General features: G+C 70.7%; 14 protein-coding genes. 7 read left to right on the top strand and 7 right to left on the bottom strand.

Translation table 11 applies throughout. The features are described 5' to 3' along the window. Nucleotides 1–5 precede the first annotated feature (5 nt). Entirely contained in the window at nucleotides 6–620 is a 615-nt protein-coding gene (locus tag ACIBTU_RS00990) for a TetR/AcrR family transcriptional regulator (RefSeq protein WP_399123740.1), read from the bottom strand. 128 nt (nucleotides 621–748) lie between these two features. On the opposite strand from ACIBTU_RS00990, the gene thpR reads away from it, so the two are divergent. The 4 genes from thpR (at nucleotide 749) to ACIBTU_RS00970 (ending at nucleotide 6368) form a co-directional block, all read left to right on the top strand. Continuing rightward, nucleotides 749–1360, top strand: coding sequence for an RNA 2',3'-cyclic phosphodiesterase (gene thpR / locus ACIBTU_RS00985; RefSeq protein ID WP_399123739.1), 612 nt, complete (start codon nucleotides 749–751; stop codon nucleotides 1358–1360). A gap of 180 nt (nucleotides 1361–1540) precedes the next feature. Continuing rightward, nucleotides 1541–3613, top strand: coding sequence for an alpha-galactosidase (locus tag ACIBTU_RS00980; protein ID WP_399123738.1), 2073 nt, complete (start codon nucleotides 1541–1543; stop codon nucleotides 3611–3613). After that, the gene (locus ACIBTU_RS00975; RefSeq protein WP_399123737.1) at nucleotides 3610–4917 is read left to right on the top strand and encodes an MFS transporter; all 1308 of its coding nucleotides are present in this window, start codon (nucleotides 3610–3612) and stop codon (nucleotides 4915–4917) included. The genes ACIBTU_RS00980 and ACIBTU_RS00975 overlap by 4 nt, the downstream gene beginning before the upstream one ends. A gap of 116 nt (nucleotides 4918–5033) precedes the next feature. Beyond that, complete coding sequence (locus ACIBTU_RS00970) at nucleotides 5034–6368, top strand: GH1 family beta-glucosidase (protein ID WP_399123736.1); 1335 nt, start codon at nucleotides 5034–5036, stop codon at nucleotides 6366–6368. A 6-nt stretch (nucleotides 6369–6374) separates the two neighbouring features. On the opposite strand, the gene ACIBTU_RS00965 is transcribed toward ACIBTU_RS00970, so the two are convergent. From ACIBTU_RS00965 to ACIBTU_RS00940, 6 genes are all read right to left on the bottom strand, one after another. Continuing rightward, a complete protein-coding gene (locus ACIBTU_RS00965; protein WP_399123735.1) occupies nucleotides 6375–7247 on the bottom strand; it encodes a MurR/RpiR family transcriptional regulator in 873 nt (290 codons plus the stop codon). Between the two features lie 92 nt (nucleotides 7248–7339). Beyond that, complete coding sequence (locus ACIBTU_RS00960) at nucleotides 7340–8554, bottom strand: M20 family metallopeptidase (RefSeq protein ID WP_399123734.1); 1215 nt, start codon at nucleotides 8552–8554, stop codon at nucleotides 7340–7342. Continuing rightward, entirely contained in the window at nucleotides 8551–9303 is a 753-nt protein-coding gene (locus tag ACIBTU_RS00955; RefSeq protein ID WP_399124213.1) for an amino acid ABC transporter ATP-binding protein, read from the bottom strand. The genes ACIBTU_RS00960 and ACIBTU_RS00955 overlap by 4 nt, the downstream gene beginning before the upstream one ends. Before the next feature lie 8 nt (nucleotides 9304–9311). After that, a complete protein-coding gene (locus ACIBTU_RS00950; protein ID WP_399123733.1) occupies nucleotides 9312–10277 on the bottom strand; it encodes an amino acid ABC transporter permease in 966 nt (321 codons plus the stop codon). A 2-nt stretch (nucleotides 10278–10279) separates the two neighbouring features. After that, nucleotides 10280–11227: an ABC transporter substrate-binding protein gene (locus ACIBTU_RS00945; protein WP_399123732.1), complete on the bottom strand. Its 948-nt coding sequence runs from the start codon at nucleotides 11225–11227 to the stop codon at nucleotides 10280–10282. A gap of 132 nt (nucleotides 11228–11359) precedes the next feature. Then, nucleotides 11360–12178: a DUF2182 domain-containing protein gene (locus ACIBTU_RS00940; protein ID WP_399123731.1), complete on the bottom strand. Its 819-nt coding sequence runs from the start codon at nucleotides 12176–12178 to the stop codon at nucleotides 11360–11362. A 222-nt stretch (nucleotides 12179–12400) separates the two neighbouring features. On the opposite strand from ACIBTU_RS00940, the gene ACIBTU_RS00935 reads away from it, so the two are divergent. The 3 genes from ACIBTU_RS00935 to ACIBTU_RS00925 all read left to right on the top strand — a co-directional run bounded on the left by ACIBTU_RS00935 (nucleotide 12401) and on the right by ACIBTU_RS00925 (nucleotide 15243). Then, complete coding sequence (locus tag ACIBTU_RS00935; RefSeq protein ID WP_399123730.1) at nucleotides 12401–13054, top strand: DUF1326 domain-containing protein; 654 nt, start codon at nucleotides 12401–12403, stop codon at nucleotides 13052–13054. Nucleotides 13055–13109: 55 nt separating this feature from the next. After that, the gene (locus ACIBTU_RS00930) at nucleotides 13110–13517 is read left to right on the top strand and encodes an FKBP-type peptidyl-prolyl cis-trans isomerase (protein WP_399123729.1); all 408 of its coding nucleotides are present in this window, start codon (nucleotides 13110–13112) and stop codon (nucleotides 13515–13517) included. A 214-nt stretch (nucleotides 13518–13731) separates the two neighbouring features. Beyond that, a complete protein-coding gene (locus tag ACIBTU_RS00925) occupies nucleotides 13732–15243 on the top strand; it encodes a DUF4246 domain-containing protein (protein WP_399123728.1) in 1512 nt (503 codons plus the stop codon). Nucleotides 15244–15246 lie beyond the last annotated feature (3 nt).

The following is a 15246-nucleotide window of genomic DNA, read 5'->3' as shown; positions in this document are numbered from 1 at the left end:
GGTCATCAGCTCTCCCTGGCAGGAAGGGCGCCGTCGAGGGCGCCGGTCACTAGGCGTTCGGCGTAACTGCGGTCGATCGGCTGTCCGGTGACGAGGAGCCGGTAGTACAGGGCGCCGGCGAGCTGGTCGAACAGCACGCCGGGGTCGGTGTCGGGGCGGAGGGCGCCGCGCTGCCGCGCCCGGTCGATCAGTCCCAGAACGAGCTCGTTGCGGCGGGCGAACACGGCCCGCACCAGGCCGCCGATGTCGGGATGCCGGGCAGCCGCCGCGACCAGCTCGGCGACCAGCCCGGCCGAGGAGTCGTCCGCCGCGCCCTGCCGTCCGGCCCGCCGCATCCGGTTGAGCCCCAGGGCGATCTGCTCCACGTAGTCGGTCAGATCGGCACGGACATCCCCGGTGTCGGGGACCGCCACGTCGTCCTGCATCCGGGCGATCACCTCGACCGCCAGGTGGTCCTTGGTGGGCCAACGCCGGTACAGCGTCGTCTTGGCCACTCCGGCCTGCTCCGCGACCTTGTCGACGACGAAGCCGCCATAGCCGTGCGCCAAGAGCTGCTCCAGCGCCGCCCGCAGGATCCGCTCATCCGTCTCCGCGTCACGAGGCCGTCCCCGTTGCGCCACGTCCGTCTCCCTCACCATTCCGCTACGACCGTTTCGTAAATACACCGTACGACGGCTCCAGCCTTTACGCAACGGCCGTAGCGAAATAGGTGTCCGGTATCGCCGGCGCATGAGGTAGGAAGGCATCCGTGAAGGAAGCACCGCAGACCGCCACCCAGCACGCGTTCATCGCCCTGGCACCACCCGACGACGCGAAGGACGAGCTGGCCCGCGCGCTGAGCCCGGCCTACGCCGCCCACCCGGAGCTGCGCTGGAACCGCATCGAGGACTGGCACATCACCCTGGCCTTCCTGGGCGAGTTGCCGGTGCGGTCCGTTCAGCGGCTGCGTGCACCCCTTGCCGACCTGGCCGCCGCCCGCCCCGCTCTCGAACTGTCACTGGTCGGTGGCGGGCACTTCGACGAGCGGGTGCTGTGGAGCGGCATCGGGGGCGATCTCGATCCCCTGCACGAGCTGGCCGAGGCCGTGCGGGCGCGGGTCAGGCACTGCGGCGTCGCCTTCGTCGAGCGGCCGCTGCGCCCCCACCTCACGCTGGCCCGCGCCCGCCGCAACGACAGCACGTCGATCGCCGCGGCGGCCGCCTGCCTCGACGGCTTCACCGGGCGCCCCTGGCGGACCGAACGCCTCCACCTGGTCGGCAGCACAGTGAGGGGCCACTCCGGCCCGCGGCGCTACCAGGACGTCGACGCCTGGACCCTCGTCGCCGGTCAGGGACCCGCGACGACGCCGACCGCGCCCTGAACCCGGCGAGACCGCCACCCCACCAGCCTGGTTCCGAACACGTCGGGGCCGGCCGGATCAGTTCTCCTGATCCGGTCGGCCCCGACCGGTTTTTTGGGGGCGCCAGGGGCTTGGCAGCGCGCGCTCGACTGCTTACCGTACGGGGCAGAACATGAGCCGGACTCATATTTGAGGAACCACGTGATCAGTCATCACCCCGAAGCCCGCCTCTGGCTTCTGAGCACCCCCGGCACCTCCTACGCCTTCCGGCTGGACGCCCACGACGTGCCCCGGCACGTGCACTGGGGCCGCCCGCTGAGCCTGGAGCAGGCCGTCGCGGTCGCGGACGACCTGCCCGCCGAGGACCCGGGCGGCGACGATCCCGGCGGGGAGGAGTACGGGGTGGAGGGCGGTCTGCGGTTCGGGGCACCGTCCCTGACCGTCCGCTTCGAGGACGGCGTGCGCGGCTTCGAGTGGCGGTTCGTCTCGCACATGGTCGCGCGCACCGGCGAGGGGGACCTGCTCACGCTCTCCTTCACCGACCGGGTCCGCTCCCTCGATCTCGACCTCAACTACCGGGTCCGGGACGGCCATGACCAGATCGAGCGCTGGGCCGTCCTCAGCGCGGGCGAACCAGTGGACGTCCTGCGGTTCGACTCCGCCGCCTGGACGCTGCCCGCCCGCGACGACTACCGGGTCAGCCATGTGATGGGCGAATGGGCCCGGGAGTTCCAGCTCCGGCGCGACCGGGTGCCCGTCGGCGAGACCGTGTTCACCAGCCGCCTCGGCATCACGGGCCCGCACGCCGGACCCTGGCTGATGCTCGACGCGCACGACGCCGGCGAGGAGCACGGCGAGGTCTGGAGCGCGGCCCTGGCCTGGAGCGGCAGCCGCCGGATCACCCTGCGCCGCGACCCCTACGGCCGCGCCTCCTGGACCGGCGGATTCGGACACGAGGGGCTGGTCTGGAAGCTCGGCGCCGGTGAGCGTCTGGAGACTCCCGTCTTCACCGGCCTCTACGCCCCCGACGGCTTCGGCGGCACCAGCCGCCGCTGGCACGCCTACGTCGAACGTCAGGTGCTCCCCGCCCGTCCCGCCGAACGCCCCCTGATCTTCAACTCGTGGGAAGCCACCGAGTTCGACATCGGCGAGCAGCAACAGCGGGAGCTGGCCGAGCTGGCCGCGGGGGTCGGCGTCGAGGTCTTCGTCGTGGACGACGCCTGGTTCGGCGCCCGCACCAGCGACCGGGCCGGGCTCGGCGACTGGTGGCCGAGCCCCGAACGCTTCCCGAACGGCCTCGGCCCGCTCGCGGATCACGTCCGCGCGCTCGGTATGGGATTCGGCCTGTGGGTGGAACCCGAGGCGGTCAACCCCGACAGCGATCTCTTCCGTACGCACCCCGACTGGATCCTCCACCAGGAAGGCCGCGCCCGTACGCAGCGCCGCAATCAGCACGTTCTGAACTTCGCGCGCCGCGACGTCCGGGAGTGGGCGGTGGAGTGGCTGGTCAGGACCGTCACCGAACTGGACGTGGCCTTCCTCAAATGGGACATGAACCGGCCCTTCAGCGAGGCCGGTCAGCCCGGGGCCACCGACCCCGACCGGGTCTGGATCGAGCACACCCGCGGGGTCTACGAGGTGATGGACCGGCTGCGCGCCGCCCGCCCCGGCCTGTACCTGGAGTCCTGCGCGGGCGGCGGGGGCCGGGCCGACCTCGGTGTCCTGGCCCGCGCCGACCAGGTGTGGACCTCGGACAACACCGACGCTGTGGAGCGCATCTCCATCCAGCACGGTCACAGTCAGCTCCTTCCGGCCCGGACCATGGGCGCCTGGGTCACCGACAGCCCGCACGCCTTCACCGCCCGCGCGACCTCGATCCGGTACCGCTTCCATGTCTCGATGGCCGGGGCGATGGGCATCGGCGGCGACCTCAGGAAGTGGAGCGAGGAGGACCTCGCCTGGTCCCGGATGCTCGTCGAGCAGTACAAGCGGATCCGGCCCGTGGTGCACGGCGGCGTCCAGTACCGCCTGGAGCACGACGCGGTGCAGTACCTCACGGAGGACGAGGTCGTCGTCTTCCAGTTCCAGCCGTCCGCGTCCGCCCGGTCGGTCGCCCGCACCCGGCTGAAGGGCCTCGACCCCGATGCCCACTACCGGGACGAGACCACCGGCGCCGTCCACGCGGGCGCCGTCCTGCTCGGCCACGGCCTGCCGCCGTTGCTGCCCTTCGACTGGACGAGCGAGCTCGTCCATCTCAGGAGACTGCCCCGATGAGCCTCGCCCCCGAGCGGCCCGAGCATCCCGAGCAGCCGGAGCGGCCGATGCCGCCCGTGCGATCGGACTCCCTCGCCGAGCCCGTCCACCCGGTCGGCCGCGGCTGGATCACCCTCTACGTCCTCGGCAATGTCGGCCTGTTCATCCCGATGCTGGTGCCGACCACGCTCCTGATGCCCGAGCAGATCGCGGAGATCGATCCGGCGGGCAAGGTGGGCAGTTACGCCTGGGTCAGCGTCATGGGCGCGATCTCGGGAATCGTCCTCGCGCCGCTGGCCGGCGCCCTCAGCGACCGCACTACCGGCCGGTTCGGCCGGCGCCGGCCGTGGATGGCCGTCGGCTCCCTGATCTACATGGCGGTGCTGGTCTTCCTCGGGCTCCAGACGACGGTCGTCGGCGTCGCGATCGGCTCCTTCGCGCTGTCCGCCGCCTGCATGATCATCGGTGCCGGACTCTCCCCGGTCGTGCCCGACCAGGTTCCGGCCGGCCAGCGGGGCGTGGTCCTCGGCTGGGCCACGGCCCCGCAGGCCGGCGGTCTGATCGCGGGCGGACTGCTGATCGGCCTCGTCACGGCCTTCTCCGCCAAGTACTTGCTGCTGGCCGCCCTGCCGCTGCTGATCCTGCTGTTCGCGATCACCTTGAAGGATCCGCCGCTTCCCGCTGGGCACCGCGAGCCGTTCTCGCTGCGCGCCTTCCTGGAGGGGTACCGGATCAGCCCGCGTGAGCACCCCGACTTCGTCTGGGCGATGAGCTCCCGGTTCGCCATGGGTCTCGGATACGGCCTCGGCACGCTCTACCTGCCGTACTTCCTGGACGACGTACTGCACTACGAGCAGTTGTTCCCCGGCCAGTCGATCGACGACGGCCTCCTCATCGTGATCGGCGTCAACTGTCTGGCCACGGTCGCGACGGTCGTGCTCGGCGGGTGGCTCTCCGACAAGCTCGGCAGACGGCGGATGCCGGTCTTCCTCGGCGGCCTCACGATGGCCGTCGCCGCGATCCCCCTCGCGCTGTCGCCCACGTGGACGATGACGCTGGTCGCGGCCGTCGTCCTGGGCCTGGGCTACGGCGTGTACCTGTCCGTCGACACCGCGCTGATCACCGAGGTGCTGCCCGCCTCGGCGGACCGCAGCAAGGACATGGCCCTCGCCAACCTCATGACCTCCCTGCCGTACGTCCTCGTTCCGCCCATCGCCTCGGTCGTGCTCGGCAGTCTGGGCGGCTACCGCTCGCTGTTCCTCTGCTCCGCGGGGGTGTCCGTCCTGGGCGCGGCCATGGTCTGGAAGGTCAGGAGCGTCCGCTGAGCCAGGTACCGGACCGCCGTCCGGTGCCGCGCACCCACATCCGTACCCGTACCCGTACTCGTACTCGCACTCGTGCCGAGATCTTGATCCACGTTCCATGTTCCAGGAGGTCCGCCGTGACACTGAACCATCTCCCCGCCGATTTCGTCTGGGGCGCCTCGACGGCGTCGTACCAGATCGAGGGCGCCACCGAGGAGGACGGCCGCGGGCCCTCGGTGTGGGACACCTTCACCGCCCGGCCGGGCACCGTCCGCGACGGGCACACCGGTGACGTGGCCTGCGACCACTACCACCGCTACGAGGAGGACCTCGACCTCATGGCCGAGGCGGGCCTCACCGGCTACCGCTTCTCGATCGCCTGGTCCCGCGTCCTGCCGACCGGCAGGGGCGAAGTCAACGCCAAGGGCCTGGACTTCTACGACCGCCTGGTCGACGGCCTCCTCGCCCGCGGCGTCGAACCCGTCCCGACGCTCTACCACTGGGACCTCCCGCAGGCCCTGGAGGACGAGGGCGGCTGGATGAACCGCGACACCGCTCACCGCTTCGCCGAGTACGCCGCCCTCATGGCCGACCGGCTCGGCGACCGGGTCCAGAAGTGGATCACGCTCAACGAGCCGTTCATCCACACGGTCTGGGGCTACGGCCTCGGCACCCACGCACCGGGCCGCGCCCTCTTCCTGGACTGCCTCCCGGTCGCCCACCACCAACTCCTCGGCCACGGCCTGGCGTCGAGGGAGCTGCGGGCACGCGGCCTCCAGGTGATGATCGCCAACAACTGCACCCCGGTCTGGCCCGCCTCGGACGCGGCCGCCGACATCGCCGCCGCCGACGCCTACGACTCCCTCCACAACCGCATGTTCAACGACCCGCTCTTCACGGGCACCTACCCCGACCTCTCCGCCTTCGGCGCGGACGCCACCCTGGGCGGCTCCGTCCAGGACGGTGACCTCGAACTGATCTCGGCCCCCTTGGACGCGCTCGGCGTCAACTACTACAACCCGTCCCGGATCAAGGCACCGACGTCCGAAGGGCTGCCCTTCGAGGAGGCCCCCATCGAGGGCTTCCGGCGCACCGCCTTCGACTGGCCCGTCGTCCCCGACGGTCTGCGGGAACTGCTCGTCGGCCTCAAGGAGCGGTACCCGGCCCTTCCGCCCGTCTACATCACGGAGAACGGCTGCTCGTCCGTGGACGTCGTCGCCGCGGACGGCACCGTCCCGGACCTCGATCGCATCGACTACCTGGACACTCACCTCCAGGCCGTCGACGCCGCCGTGGCCCAAGGCGTGGACGTGCGCGGCTACTTCACCTGGACCCTGATCGACAACTTCGAATGGGCCGAGGGCTTCCACCAGCGCTTCGGCCTCGTGCATGTCGACCACGACACTCAGGTCCGCACCCCGAAGGCGTCCTTCGCCTGGTACCGCGACCTCATCCGCACGCAGCGCGGCTGAGCCGGGTCACTGCAGTCCGAGGCGTTGCGCGATCTCCTCGGTGTGCCGCAGGCGTGCGGGGGCGTCGTCGCCGAGGGCCGTGACGGCTCCGGCGACGACGGTCTCGACCACGGCGAGGGTGGGGACGAGGCTGTCGTACGGTGACGGCGTCGTGACCAGGCTCGGGAGGACGACGTCGGCGTGCGCGGCGACCGGGGAGAGCCATCGGTCGGTGAACAGGATGACCTTCGCGCCCTGTTCGACGGCGAGTTGGGCCATGGTGACCTTGTCCTGCTCGTAGCGGCGGTAGTCGAAGACGACCAGGACGTCGCGGCGGGTGAGCGTGCCGAGCGTCGCGGTCCGCTCGACGTCGCCCGCGGGCAGGAGCCGGATGTCGCCGCGCAACTGCATGAGGTGCAGTCCGAGGTACTGGGCGAGGAGATGGGTGAAGCGGCCACCGGCCAGGGTGATGCGCCGTTTGCCGTCGGCCAGGAGTGCGACGGCCTGCTCCAGGTCGTGCGGCGGGAGTTCGGTGAGAGTCTGCGCGACGGCGGAGCTGAACAGGGTGCTGCCCTGTTCGAGCAGGGACGCTTCGCCGCCCGGCGCTGTGTCGGTGCGGGTGTGGTCGGCGGATTCGTACAGGGACAGGGGCGAGGCGTTGCGTTCGTCGAGTTCCTCGCGCAGCGCTGTCTGGAAGTCGGGGAAGCCGCGGTAGCCGAGCCGGGTGGCGAAGCGGACGACGGTGGGGGCGCTGACGCCCGCCCGGTCGGCGAGGACGGCGACGGTCTCGAAGCCGGCGGAGGGGTAGTTGACCAGGAGGACCCGGGCGACCTTGCGCTCGGCCGGGCTGAGGTCGCCCAGCTTGTGCCGGATCACGTCGGCGAGTGCGCCAGGGGCCATCGCGGGGTCCTTTCTCGGTCATGGGCGGGCGTGCGGCCCGCGTGCCGAGCCTAGTGCCGATCACCGCCGCCGTGATCCCGGCCGCCGCCGCGTCAGGTCCCGCGGCTGTCGCCGAGGTCGGCGATGAGTCGGGCGAGCAGAGCGACCCTGGCTGGGACCGAGCTGACGTCGAGCCACTCCTCGGGGGTGTGGTCGGCGCCACCGACCGGTCCAAGGCCGTCCAGGGTCGGGACTCCCGTCCCGGCGATGGTGTTGGCGTCCCCCACACCGCCCGTCGCCGTCGCTCCGAAGGTCAGGCCCAGGCGTACGCCGATGGCCTGGGCCCGGTCGAGCATCCGGCGGGAGGCGGCCGTGTCCTCCATCGGCGGGCAGGACGCGAGCTCCTCGACGGTGACCCGGGTGCCGGGCACGCCAGGCTGCGCGGCGGCCTGCTCGAGGGCGGCGGTGGCCGCGCGCATGCCGCTGTCCGTGGCCGAGCGGATCTCGACGAGGAGTTCCGCCTCGGGGCAGACAATGTTGAAGCGGCTGCCCGCGCGCACGACGCCCACGTTGAGGGTGACGCCGTCCCACGTGCCGTTCAGCGCCTGGATCGCGATGACGAGGTGGGCGGCGGCCAGGGCCGCGTTCGCTCCGCGCTCGGGTTCGATGCCCGCGTGTGCGGCGCGGCCGGTGACGGTGAGCCTGAAGTCGGCGACGCCCTTGCGCGCGATGACCAGGTCGCCGTTCTCCCGGGCGCATTCGAGGGCGAGGGCGTAGTGCGCCCCTTCGGCCGCCCGCCGGGTGACCGGCCTGCTGGCGGGTGAGCCGATCTCCTCGTCGGGTGTGGCGAGGAAGACGATCTCCGCGTAGTCCTCGATGCCCGCCGTGGCGAGGATCTCGAGGGCTGCGAGGCCGGCGACCAGGCCGCCCTTGTCGTCGCTGACGCCGGGTCCGTGGGCGAGGGGTCCGGTGCGGGAGAAGGGACGTTCGGCGGCGGCCCCGTCGTCGAAGACGGTGTCCATGTGCGCGGCGAGCAGGAGTCTGCGGCCTCCGTCCGCGACGGCGAGGCATCCCTCCTTACGGCCGATGAGCGCGTCTGCGGTGCGGTGTCCGTGGGCCGGTGGCAGCGGGACGCGCTCCACGGAGAAGTCGAGGCGCTCGAGGTGGGCGCGGACCAGGTCGGCGACCCGGTCGACGCCGTCGGCGCTGTACGAGCCGGAGTCGATCGCGACGAGTTCGGCCAGGTCTTCCAGGTACCGGGCCTGGTGTGCGTGGGACAGGGACAGCAGTGCCTCGTCGAGGGGCTGCTGCCGGGACGGGGCGCTCACAGGACCTTCGACAGGAAGGCGCGGGTGCGCTCCTGCTCCGGTTCGGCCAGGACCTGTCGGGGGTCGCCGGATTCGACGACGACGCCTTCGTCCATGAAGACGGCCAGGTCACCGACTTCGCGGGCGAAGCCGATCTCGTGCGTGACGACGACCATGGTCATACCGTCGTCCGCGAGCCGGCGCATGACGTCGAGGACGTCGCCGACGAGTTCGGGGTCGAGCGCCGACGTCGGCTCGTCGAACAGCATCAGTTTCGGTTTCATGGCGAGGGCGCGGGCGATGGCGACGCGCTGCTGCTGGCCGCCCGAGAGCTCGGCCGGGTAGTGGCCCTCCCGGTCGGCGAGCCCCACCTGGTCGAGGAGGGCCCTCGCCTCGTCGCGGGCCCGGCCCCTGGTGGCACCGGCGACCTTGACGGGCGCCTCCATGACGTTCTCCAGGGCGGTCATGTGCGGGAAGAGGTTGAACCGCTGGAACACCATGCCGATGTCGCGGCGCCGGGCGGCGACCTCGCGCTCGCGCAACTCGTGGAGGCGGGCGCCCTGCGGCCGGTGGCCGACCGGTTCGCCGTCGACGGAGAGCCGGCCTCCGTCGATCTTCTCCAGATGGTTGATGCACCGCAGGAAGGTGGACTTGCCGGATCCGGAGGGCCCCAACAGGCAGCACACCTGGCCGCGTTCGACCGTCAGGTCGATGCCCTTGAGAACCTGGAGCTTCCCGAAGTGTTTGCGCACGCCCTCGGCGTGCACCATGGGCGCGTTCAACGGCCCGCCTCCTTCTGTGTACGGCCGCGCAGAGCAGTGAGGGGTTCGGCGCACAGGCGTCGCAGGGGGGAGATCTCGGCGCCGCGGGCCGTGCCGCGCCCGTAGCGGCGTTCGAGCCACGCCTGCGGGACGCTCAGGACGCTGACCAGGGCCAGGTACCAGATCGACGCCACCACGAGCATCGGGATGACCTGGTAGTTCTGCCCGTACACGTCCTGGATGTTGGACATCAGGTCGTGCGCCGCGATCACCGACACGAGAGCGGTCATCTTGAGCATGTTGATCGTCTCGTTGCCCAGCGGCGGGATGATCACCCGCATCGCCTGGGGCAGCACGATCCGCCGCATGGTGAGGGCCGGGCGCATGCCGAGCGAGTGGGCCGCCTCGGTCTGCCCCGGGTCGACGGACCGGATCCCGGCGCGGACGATCTCGGAGGCGTACGCGGCCTCGTTCAGACCGAGCGCGAGCAGGGCCGCGACGGACGGGGTGAGCAGGCTGTTGGTGTCGACCTGGAAGAAGGTGACGCCGGTGAACGGGATGCCGATCATCACGTGCTGGTAGAGGGCTCCGGCGTAGCCCCAGAAGATGATCTGTACGAGCAGCGGGGTGCCGCGGAAGATCCAGACGAACAGCGACGAGAGGCCGTACAGGACCGGGTTGTCGGAGAGCCGCATGACGGCCACCAGGGTGCCGAGGACGAGCCCGAGGGTCATCGCGGCGGCGGTCAGCCACAGGGTGGTGGCCAGGCCGTCGAAGATGAGGCCGGCGAACAGGTAGTGGCCGACGACGTCCCAGTGCACGTTGCCGTTCTTGGCGAGCGAGCCGATGACGCCGGCCAGCGCGGCGACGGCGGCCACGGCGGAGATCCAACGTCCCCAGTGGCGGACGGGGACGATCTCGAAGGTGTCGGGTGCAGGGGTCCGACCGGTGTGAGGTGTGCCCAGGTGGGTGGTGGTGGTCATCTCTAGTCCACCGCCGCGTTCTTGGTGGCTTCCTTCACGGCGATGGAGGCGACGCCGTACTTGTCGCAGATCTTGGTGAGGGTGCCGTCGTCGATCAGGGCCTGGAGCGCCCTCTGGATGGCGTCGGTCAGTTGCGGGAGTCGCCGGTCGACGGCGATGCCGTTGGGCGAGGCGCCGTAGCCCGCCGGCGCCCCGGGGTCCTCGGCCAGGTCGAAGGCCTTGCCGCCGTCGGCGGTCTTGGCCGACCAGCCGGCGGCGGGTTTGGTGACGACCTCGGCGATCACCTTGCCGGAGCGCAGGGCGAGTTGGGCGTCCGAGTCCTTGGGGAAGGTCTGGATGTCGGCTGCCTGCCGGCCGGCCGCCCGGCAGGTGGCCTGATGGGCCTCGAGCAGCTTGTGCTGGTTGGTCGCCGCCTGGACGCCGACCTTTCTGCCGCAGAGGCCGTCGAGCGTGCTGATCTTCGCCGGGTTGCCCTCGGCCACGAGGATGCCCGAGCCGGAGCGCGAGTAGTCGACGAAGTCGACGACCTTCTGCCGCTCCTTGTTGTCCGTCAGCGCCGACATGGCGGCGTCGAACTTGCCGGCCTGGAGGGCGGGCACGATGCCGTCGAACTTGGTCGGGGTGAAGGCGAACCTGACGCCGAGCTTGGCGCCCAGGGCCTGGCCGAGGTCGTAGTCCAGGCCGGTCAGTTCGCTCTTCCCCTCGGCGGCGAACATGGCGAACGGGGGGTACGGGACGTCCGTGGCCACCCGCACGGCGCCCGCCTTCCTGACCTGCTCGGGCAGGGCGTCGTGGAGCGCCGCGTCCCGCGTGACCGTGACCCCGGCAACCTTGCCCCCGCCCGCCGGCTCACCACCGCCGGCGCCACTCGCGCCGCAGCCGGAGACCGCCGCCAGAGCCGTGCAGGCCAGCGCGACGGTCGCCCCGCGGCGGGGCACAGAGATGTACATCAACGTCGTTCCCTCTCGGACGTCCGAAGCTGGCGGAATCCGTTCCGCCGACGTTCCAGAAGTTACACATCAATGTTCGCGATGGCTAGATGTAATAACCGTTACGAGTGACCGTCTGCCGGGCCGACCGCCTCACATCGGCATCGTCATCGAGCCCTGCAGACCCGGCAGCAGCCAGTCCTGGAAGGGCGCCAGTACGGCCAGGACCAGGAACGCGACGCCGGACACCCGGGCCAGCTGCGGTCCCCGGTACCAGAGCTTCTCCAGGAAGATCAGCGCGGCGACCGCCGCCATCGCCGCGATGTTCATGACGCCGAGCGGGATCAGGACGACCATCAGGGCCCAGCAGCAGCCGAGGCAGTACGCCCCGTGATGCAGCCCCACCCGCAGGTCACGCAGGCGCGGCCGGTACGAGGCGTAACGCATCAGCTGTGCCATCGGGCTGCGGCAGTGGCGCAGGCAGATGTCCTTGAGCGGCCCCCACTGGTACAGCCCGGCCAGCGCGAAGGCGGCCGCCCCGATCCACTTCCCGGCATCCGGGTTCCCGTCGACCAGGTCGCCGGTGAGCGCGAGGCCGCCGTACGCGAGGAGGCCGAACGCCGTCCAGACCAGCAGGTACCCGCAGAGGAACTCGGTGGTGCGCAGCGCCCGTACGGCACCACTGGACTGGCGGCCGATGCCCTTGGCCCAGGTCAGCGCGACGGGGGCGACGGAGGGCAGCATCATCGCCGCCATCATGGCCAGCCACAGCAGGAGGAACAGCGGCAGTGCCATCCCCATGGTGCCGGGTTCGACCCCCATGTCCCTGGCCTGGCCCACCGTGAGCACCCAGGCCAGGGCCGCGATCAGAATGATCAGCGTCCAGGCCACGGCGAGGTCCCGGACCGGCAGCAGCACTCCCGTCCGCAACGGATGGTCGCCCTTCGTGTCCAGCCGCTGAAAGGCATGCATGACGCACTCCTCTCGGACCCTTCCAGCACAGCACGGATCCCGGAGAAGGCAAGCCGTTCGCCGCGAGCCGCTCACCGGTGGATGTGCCGGCGATCCGGGCGCAGGATGGAGGGGAGGAAGGGAATCGAACCGTTCCGGCCGCCGGGGGCCGGACGAGCACGGATCACCGGGTCCACGCTCCGCTCCTACGCCCCGCGGCCATGGCTGTGTGAGGTGGGAGCGATGACCCCGGGGACAGAGACGGTGCCGGCCTGGCGCCTGGCGGGCGACTGGTTCGACGTGTGCAAGTGCAGCATTCCGTGCCCGTGCTCGTTCGCCCAGCCGCCGACCAGCGGCGACTGCGAAGGCATCCTGGTGTGGCACATCCGCGAGGGTGCCTACGGTGACGTCCGGCTGGACGGCCTGAACATGGTGATGCTCGGTTCCTTCGTCGGCAACGTCTGGGCGGAGCACTCGGACTCGTACGCCGCGTTCATCTTCGACGAGCGAGCCGACGACGGGCAGCGACAGGCCCTGCAGATGATCTTCAGCGGTCAGGCCGGCAGCTGGCCCGAGCAGTTGGTGACCATGGGGGCCTTCGAGGTGCGGGGCATGGACTTCGCGCCGATCGACGTGCAGATCGACGAGGACCTGGGCACCTGGCGGGCCAGTGTTCCCGGGAAGCTCGAGGCCCGTGCCGAGGCGCTCACCGGTCCGACCACCCCGGACGGCGCCCGCGTGCAGTCGACCAACCTGCCCGGCTGCGAGACCGGCCCCGGCCAGCTCGCCACCTGGGGCCGCGCCGTCACCGATCAGGCCGACGCGTTCGGCTTCACCTGGGACCGCACCGGCAAGTCCAGCAAGACGATCACCTTCGACTGGTCGGGACCCACCTGAACGGACTGACGTAGCGTGACCCCGAAGACTTCCTACGGAGAGCGACGAGGCCGCGATGAGTGAACCGACCAAGCCCGAGGTCGACGTTCCCGGGGGCGACGCCCCCACCGAGCTGACCGTCCGGGACCTGGTCGTCGGGGACGGCCCCGAGGTGAAGCCGGGCATGGTGGTCCGGGTCCACTACGTCGGGGTCACCTTCGCCACGGGCAAGGAGTTCGACGCCTCCTGGGACCGGGGTGAGCCCTTCAAGTTCGCCCTGGGCAGCGGCCGGGTCATCAAGGGCTGGGACCGCGGGGTGAAGGGCATGAGGGTAGGCGGCCGACGCGAGATCATCGTTCCCCCACGCCTCGGCTACGGCAAACAGTCACCTTCACCACTGATCCCGCCGGGCTCGACGCTGGTGTTCGTGGTGGACCTGATCGACGTGTACTCGGGCACGGCGGGGTGGAGCAGGACGGCCTGACCCCGACCTCGTCGAGGTCCTCTCCCGCGCCGGGGACGAAACAGATCTCGTACCCCTCGCGCCTGACCCGGTAGAAGGGACCGTCCCACATGCTCGCTCCGTAACTCCCCGCCGCTGATGGCACGATGGTCGCCGGACAGCGGGCTCGGCGGTGTTGTCAGTGGCGCCCCGTACTCTTCCCGACATCGCACACCGAGCGGGAGGAACAAGAGAGTTGTCCGGCCAGTCCGCTTTTCCGTTGCCTTTTCAGACGTCCCGTTCCCTGCCCTTCGCGACACCCCGCACGCTGCGGGAGCTTGAGATGATGCGGTGCAGCGCGCACATCCGGGCGAAGGCGCGGTGGTTCGAGAAGATACGCGACGCCGGTGTCGTCGCCCGCTGGACCGAGGAGGCGCTCGCCCAGGGGCTCACCCGGGCGCAGGTCGATCACGTGCTCGCCGAGCTCGCGCACTACGCCGCGCTGCGGGACGAGCGCACCGGGATCGAGGTGTCGGGCGTCGACGGGGTGTGGCAGTCGGACGCGCTGGTCGACGACGGGTTGAGGTCGCGGCTGCGCGCGGCGGTGCGGGTGCTGGAGGAGGTGCCGGACGCGGAGAAGGACTGGCATCCCGGGTCCGACGGGCAGGTGCTCGATCTGGTGCATCCGTCCCTGTTCTGCCTCGTGCGCGACGTGAGCGGCGCGCCGGAGCGGGCCTGGCACCGTCCGGCGGACCGGTACGCGAAGTACGAGTTCTCGGAGAAGTTCCAGTGGCTGCCCACGGACGTCGATGTCGCGGAGGACGGCAGTGCCGACTTCCGCTCCTACGTGAACAACGTGCATCCCGAGCGGCATCGTGAACTGGCCGCCGTTCTGCCGGAGTTGTTCGCGCGGATGATCCCGCTCTGGGAGAACGTCCTCACCGATCTGCGTCATCCCCGGCCGCCGCGCATCGAGGCCGATCCCTTCGGGTGGTACGACTCGGAGCCGGAGTATCCGGACAAGGCCTCCTACGGCGAGGACCAGGAGGCGTACCAGGAGGCCATGCGGCTCTGGGAGGTCGCCCAGGACGACTGGTGGCAGAACCGCCGCCCGGTCGTTCCCGACGCCCCGGTCTTCACACCGCCCGAGCTGCCGGACGCGTCCGGGCGAGTCCGCCTGCGTGGTCGCCGGCTTCAGGTCATAGCGAAGCTCGCCACCATTCACCTCACCCCGGACCACCCCGAGTACGCCGGGGGTTCCTGGCACGTCGAGGGGATGCTAAACGAGCGGATCGTCTCGACGGGCATCTACTACTGGGACAGCGAGAACATCACGGAGAGCCGGCTCGGCTTCCGGGCGGCGCTCGACGACCCGGACTACGAACAGAACGACGACAACGGGGTGCGGGACGTCTACGGCCTGGAGGACGAGGACGCGCTGAACCAGCTGCTGGGCTCGGCGGCGACCCCGGCGGGCCGCTGCCTGGCGTTCCCCAACGTCCTGCAGCACCGCGTCGACGCGTTCCGCCTCGCGGACCCGACCCGCCCGGGCCACCGCAAGATACTGGCGTTCTTCCTGGTCGACCCGTCGGAGACGATCGTGTCGACCTCCGACGTGCCGCCGCAGCAGCCGTGGTCCGAGACCTCGACGATGACGCTGGAGCAGGCGAAGGAGTACCGCGAAGAGCTCATGCGGGAGCGCAAGTTCTTCGTCGCCGAGCACAACGAGCAGCTCTACGAACGGGAGTTCTCGCTCTGCGAGCACTGAGTA

The sequence above is a fragment of the Streptomyces sp. NPDC050145 genome, from assembly GCF_044460245.1.
In the GTDB taxonomy this organism is placed as follows: domain Bacteria; phylum Actinomycetota; class Actinomycetes; order Streptomycetales; family Streptomycetaceae; genus Streptomyces.
This window is presented reverse-complemented; position numbering and strand designations above follow the sequence as displayed.

Excerpts from the sequence above, each read along its gene's own strand:
- ACIBTU_RS00975 (WP_399123737.1), top strand. The coding sequence starts at position 3,610 with ATGAGCCTCGCCCCCGAGCGGCCCGAGCATCCCGAGCAGCCGGAGCGG.
- ACIBTU_RS00965 (WP_399123735.1), bottom strand. The coding sequence starts at position 7,247 with ATGGCCCCTGGCGCACTCGCCGACGTGATCCGGCACAAGCTGGGCGAC.
- ACIBTU_RS00955 (WP_399124213.1), bottom strand. The coding sequence starts at position 9,303 with ATGGTGCACGCCGAGGGCGTGCGCAAACACTTCGGGAAGCTCCAGGTT.
- ACIBTU_RS00950 (WP_399123733.1), bottom strand. The coding sequence starts at position 10,277 with ATGACCACCACCACCCACCTGGGCACACCTCACACCGGTCGGACCCCT.
- ACIBTU_RS00945 (WP_399123732.1), bottom strand. The coding sequence starts at position 11,227 with ATGTACATCTCTGTGCCCCGCCGCGGGGCGACCGTCGCGCTGGCCTGC.
- ACIBTU_RS00940 (WP_399123731.1), bottom strand. The coding sequence starts at position 12,178 with ATGCATGCCTTTCAGCGGCTGGACACGAAGGGCGACCATCCGTTGCGG.
- ACIBTU_RS00935 (WP_399123730.1), top strand. The coding sequence starts at position 12,401 with ATGACCCCGGGGACAGAGACGGTGCCGGCCTGGCGCCTGGCGGGCGAC.
- ACIBTU_RS00930 (WP_399123729.1), top strand. The coding sequence starts at position 13,110 with ATGAGTGAACCGACCAAGCCCGAGGTCGACGTTCCCGGGGGCGACGCC.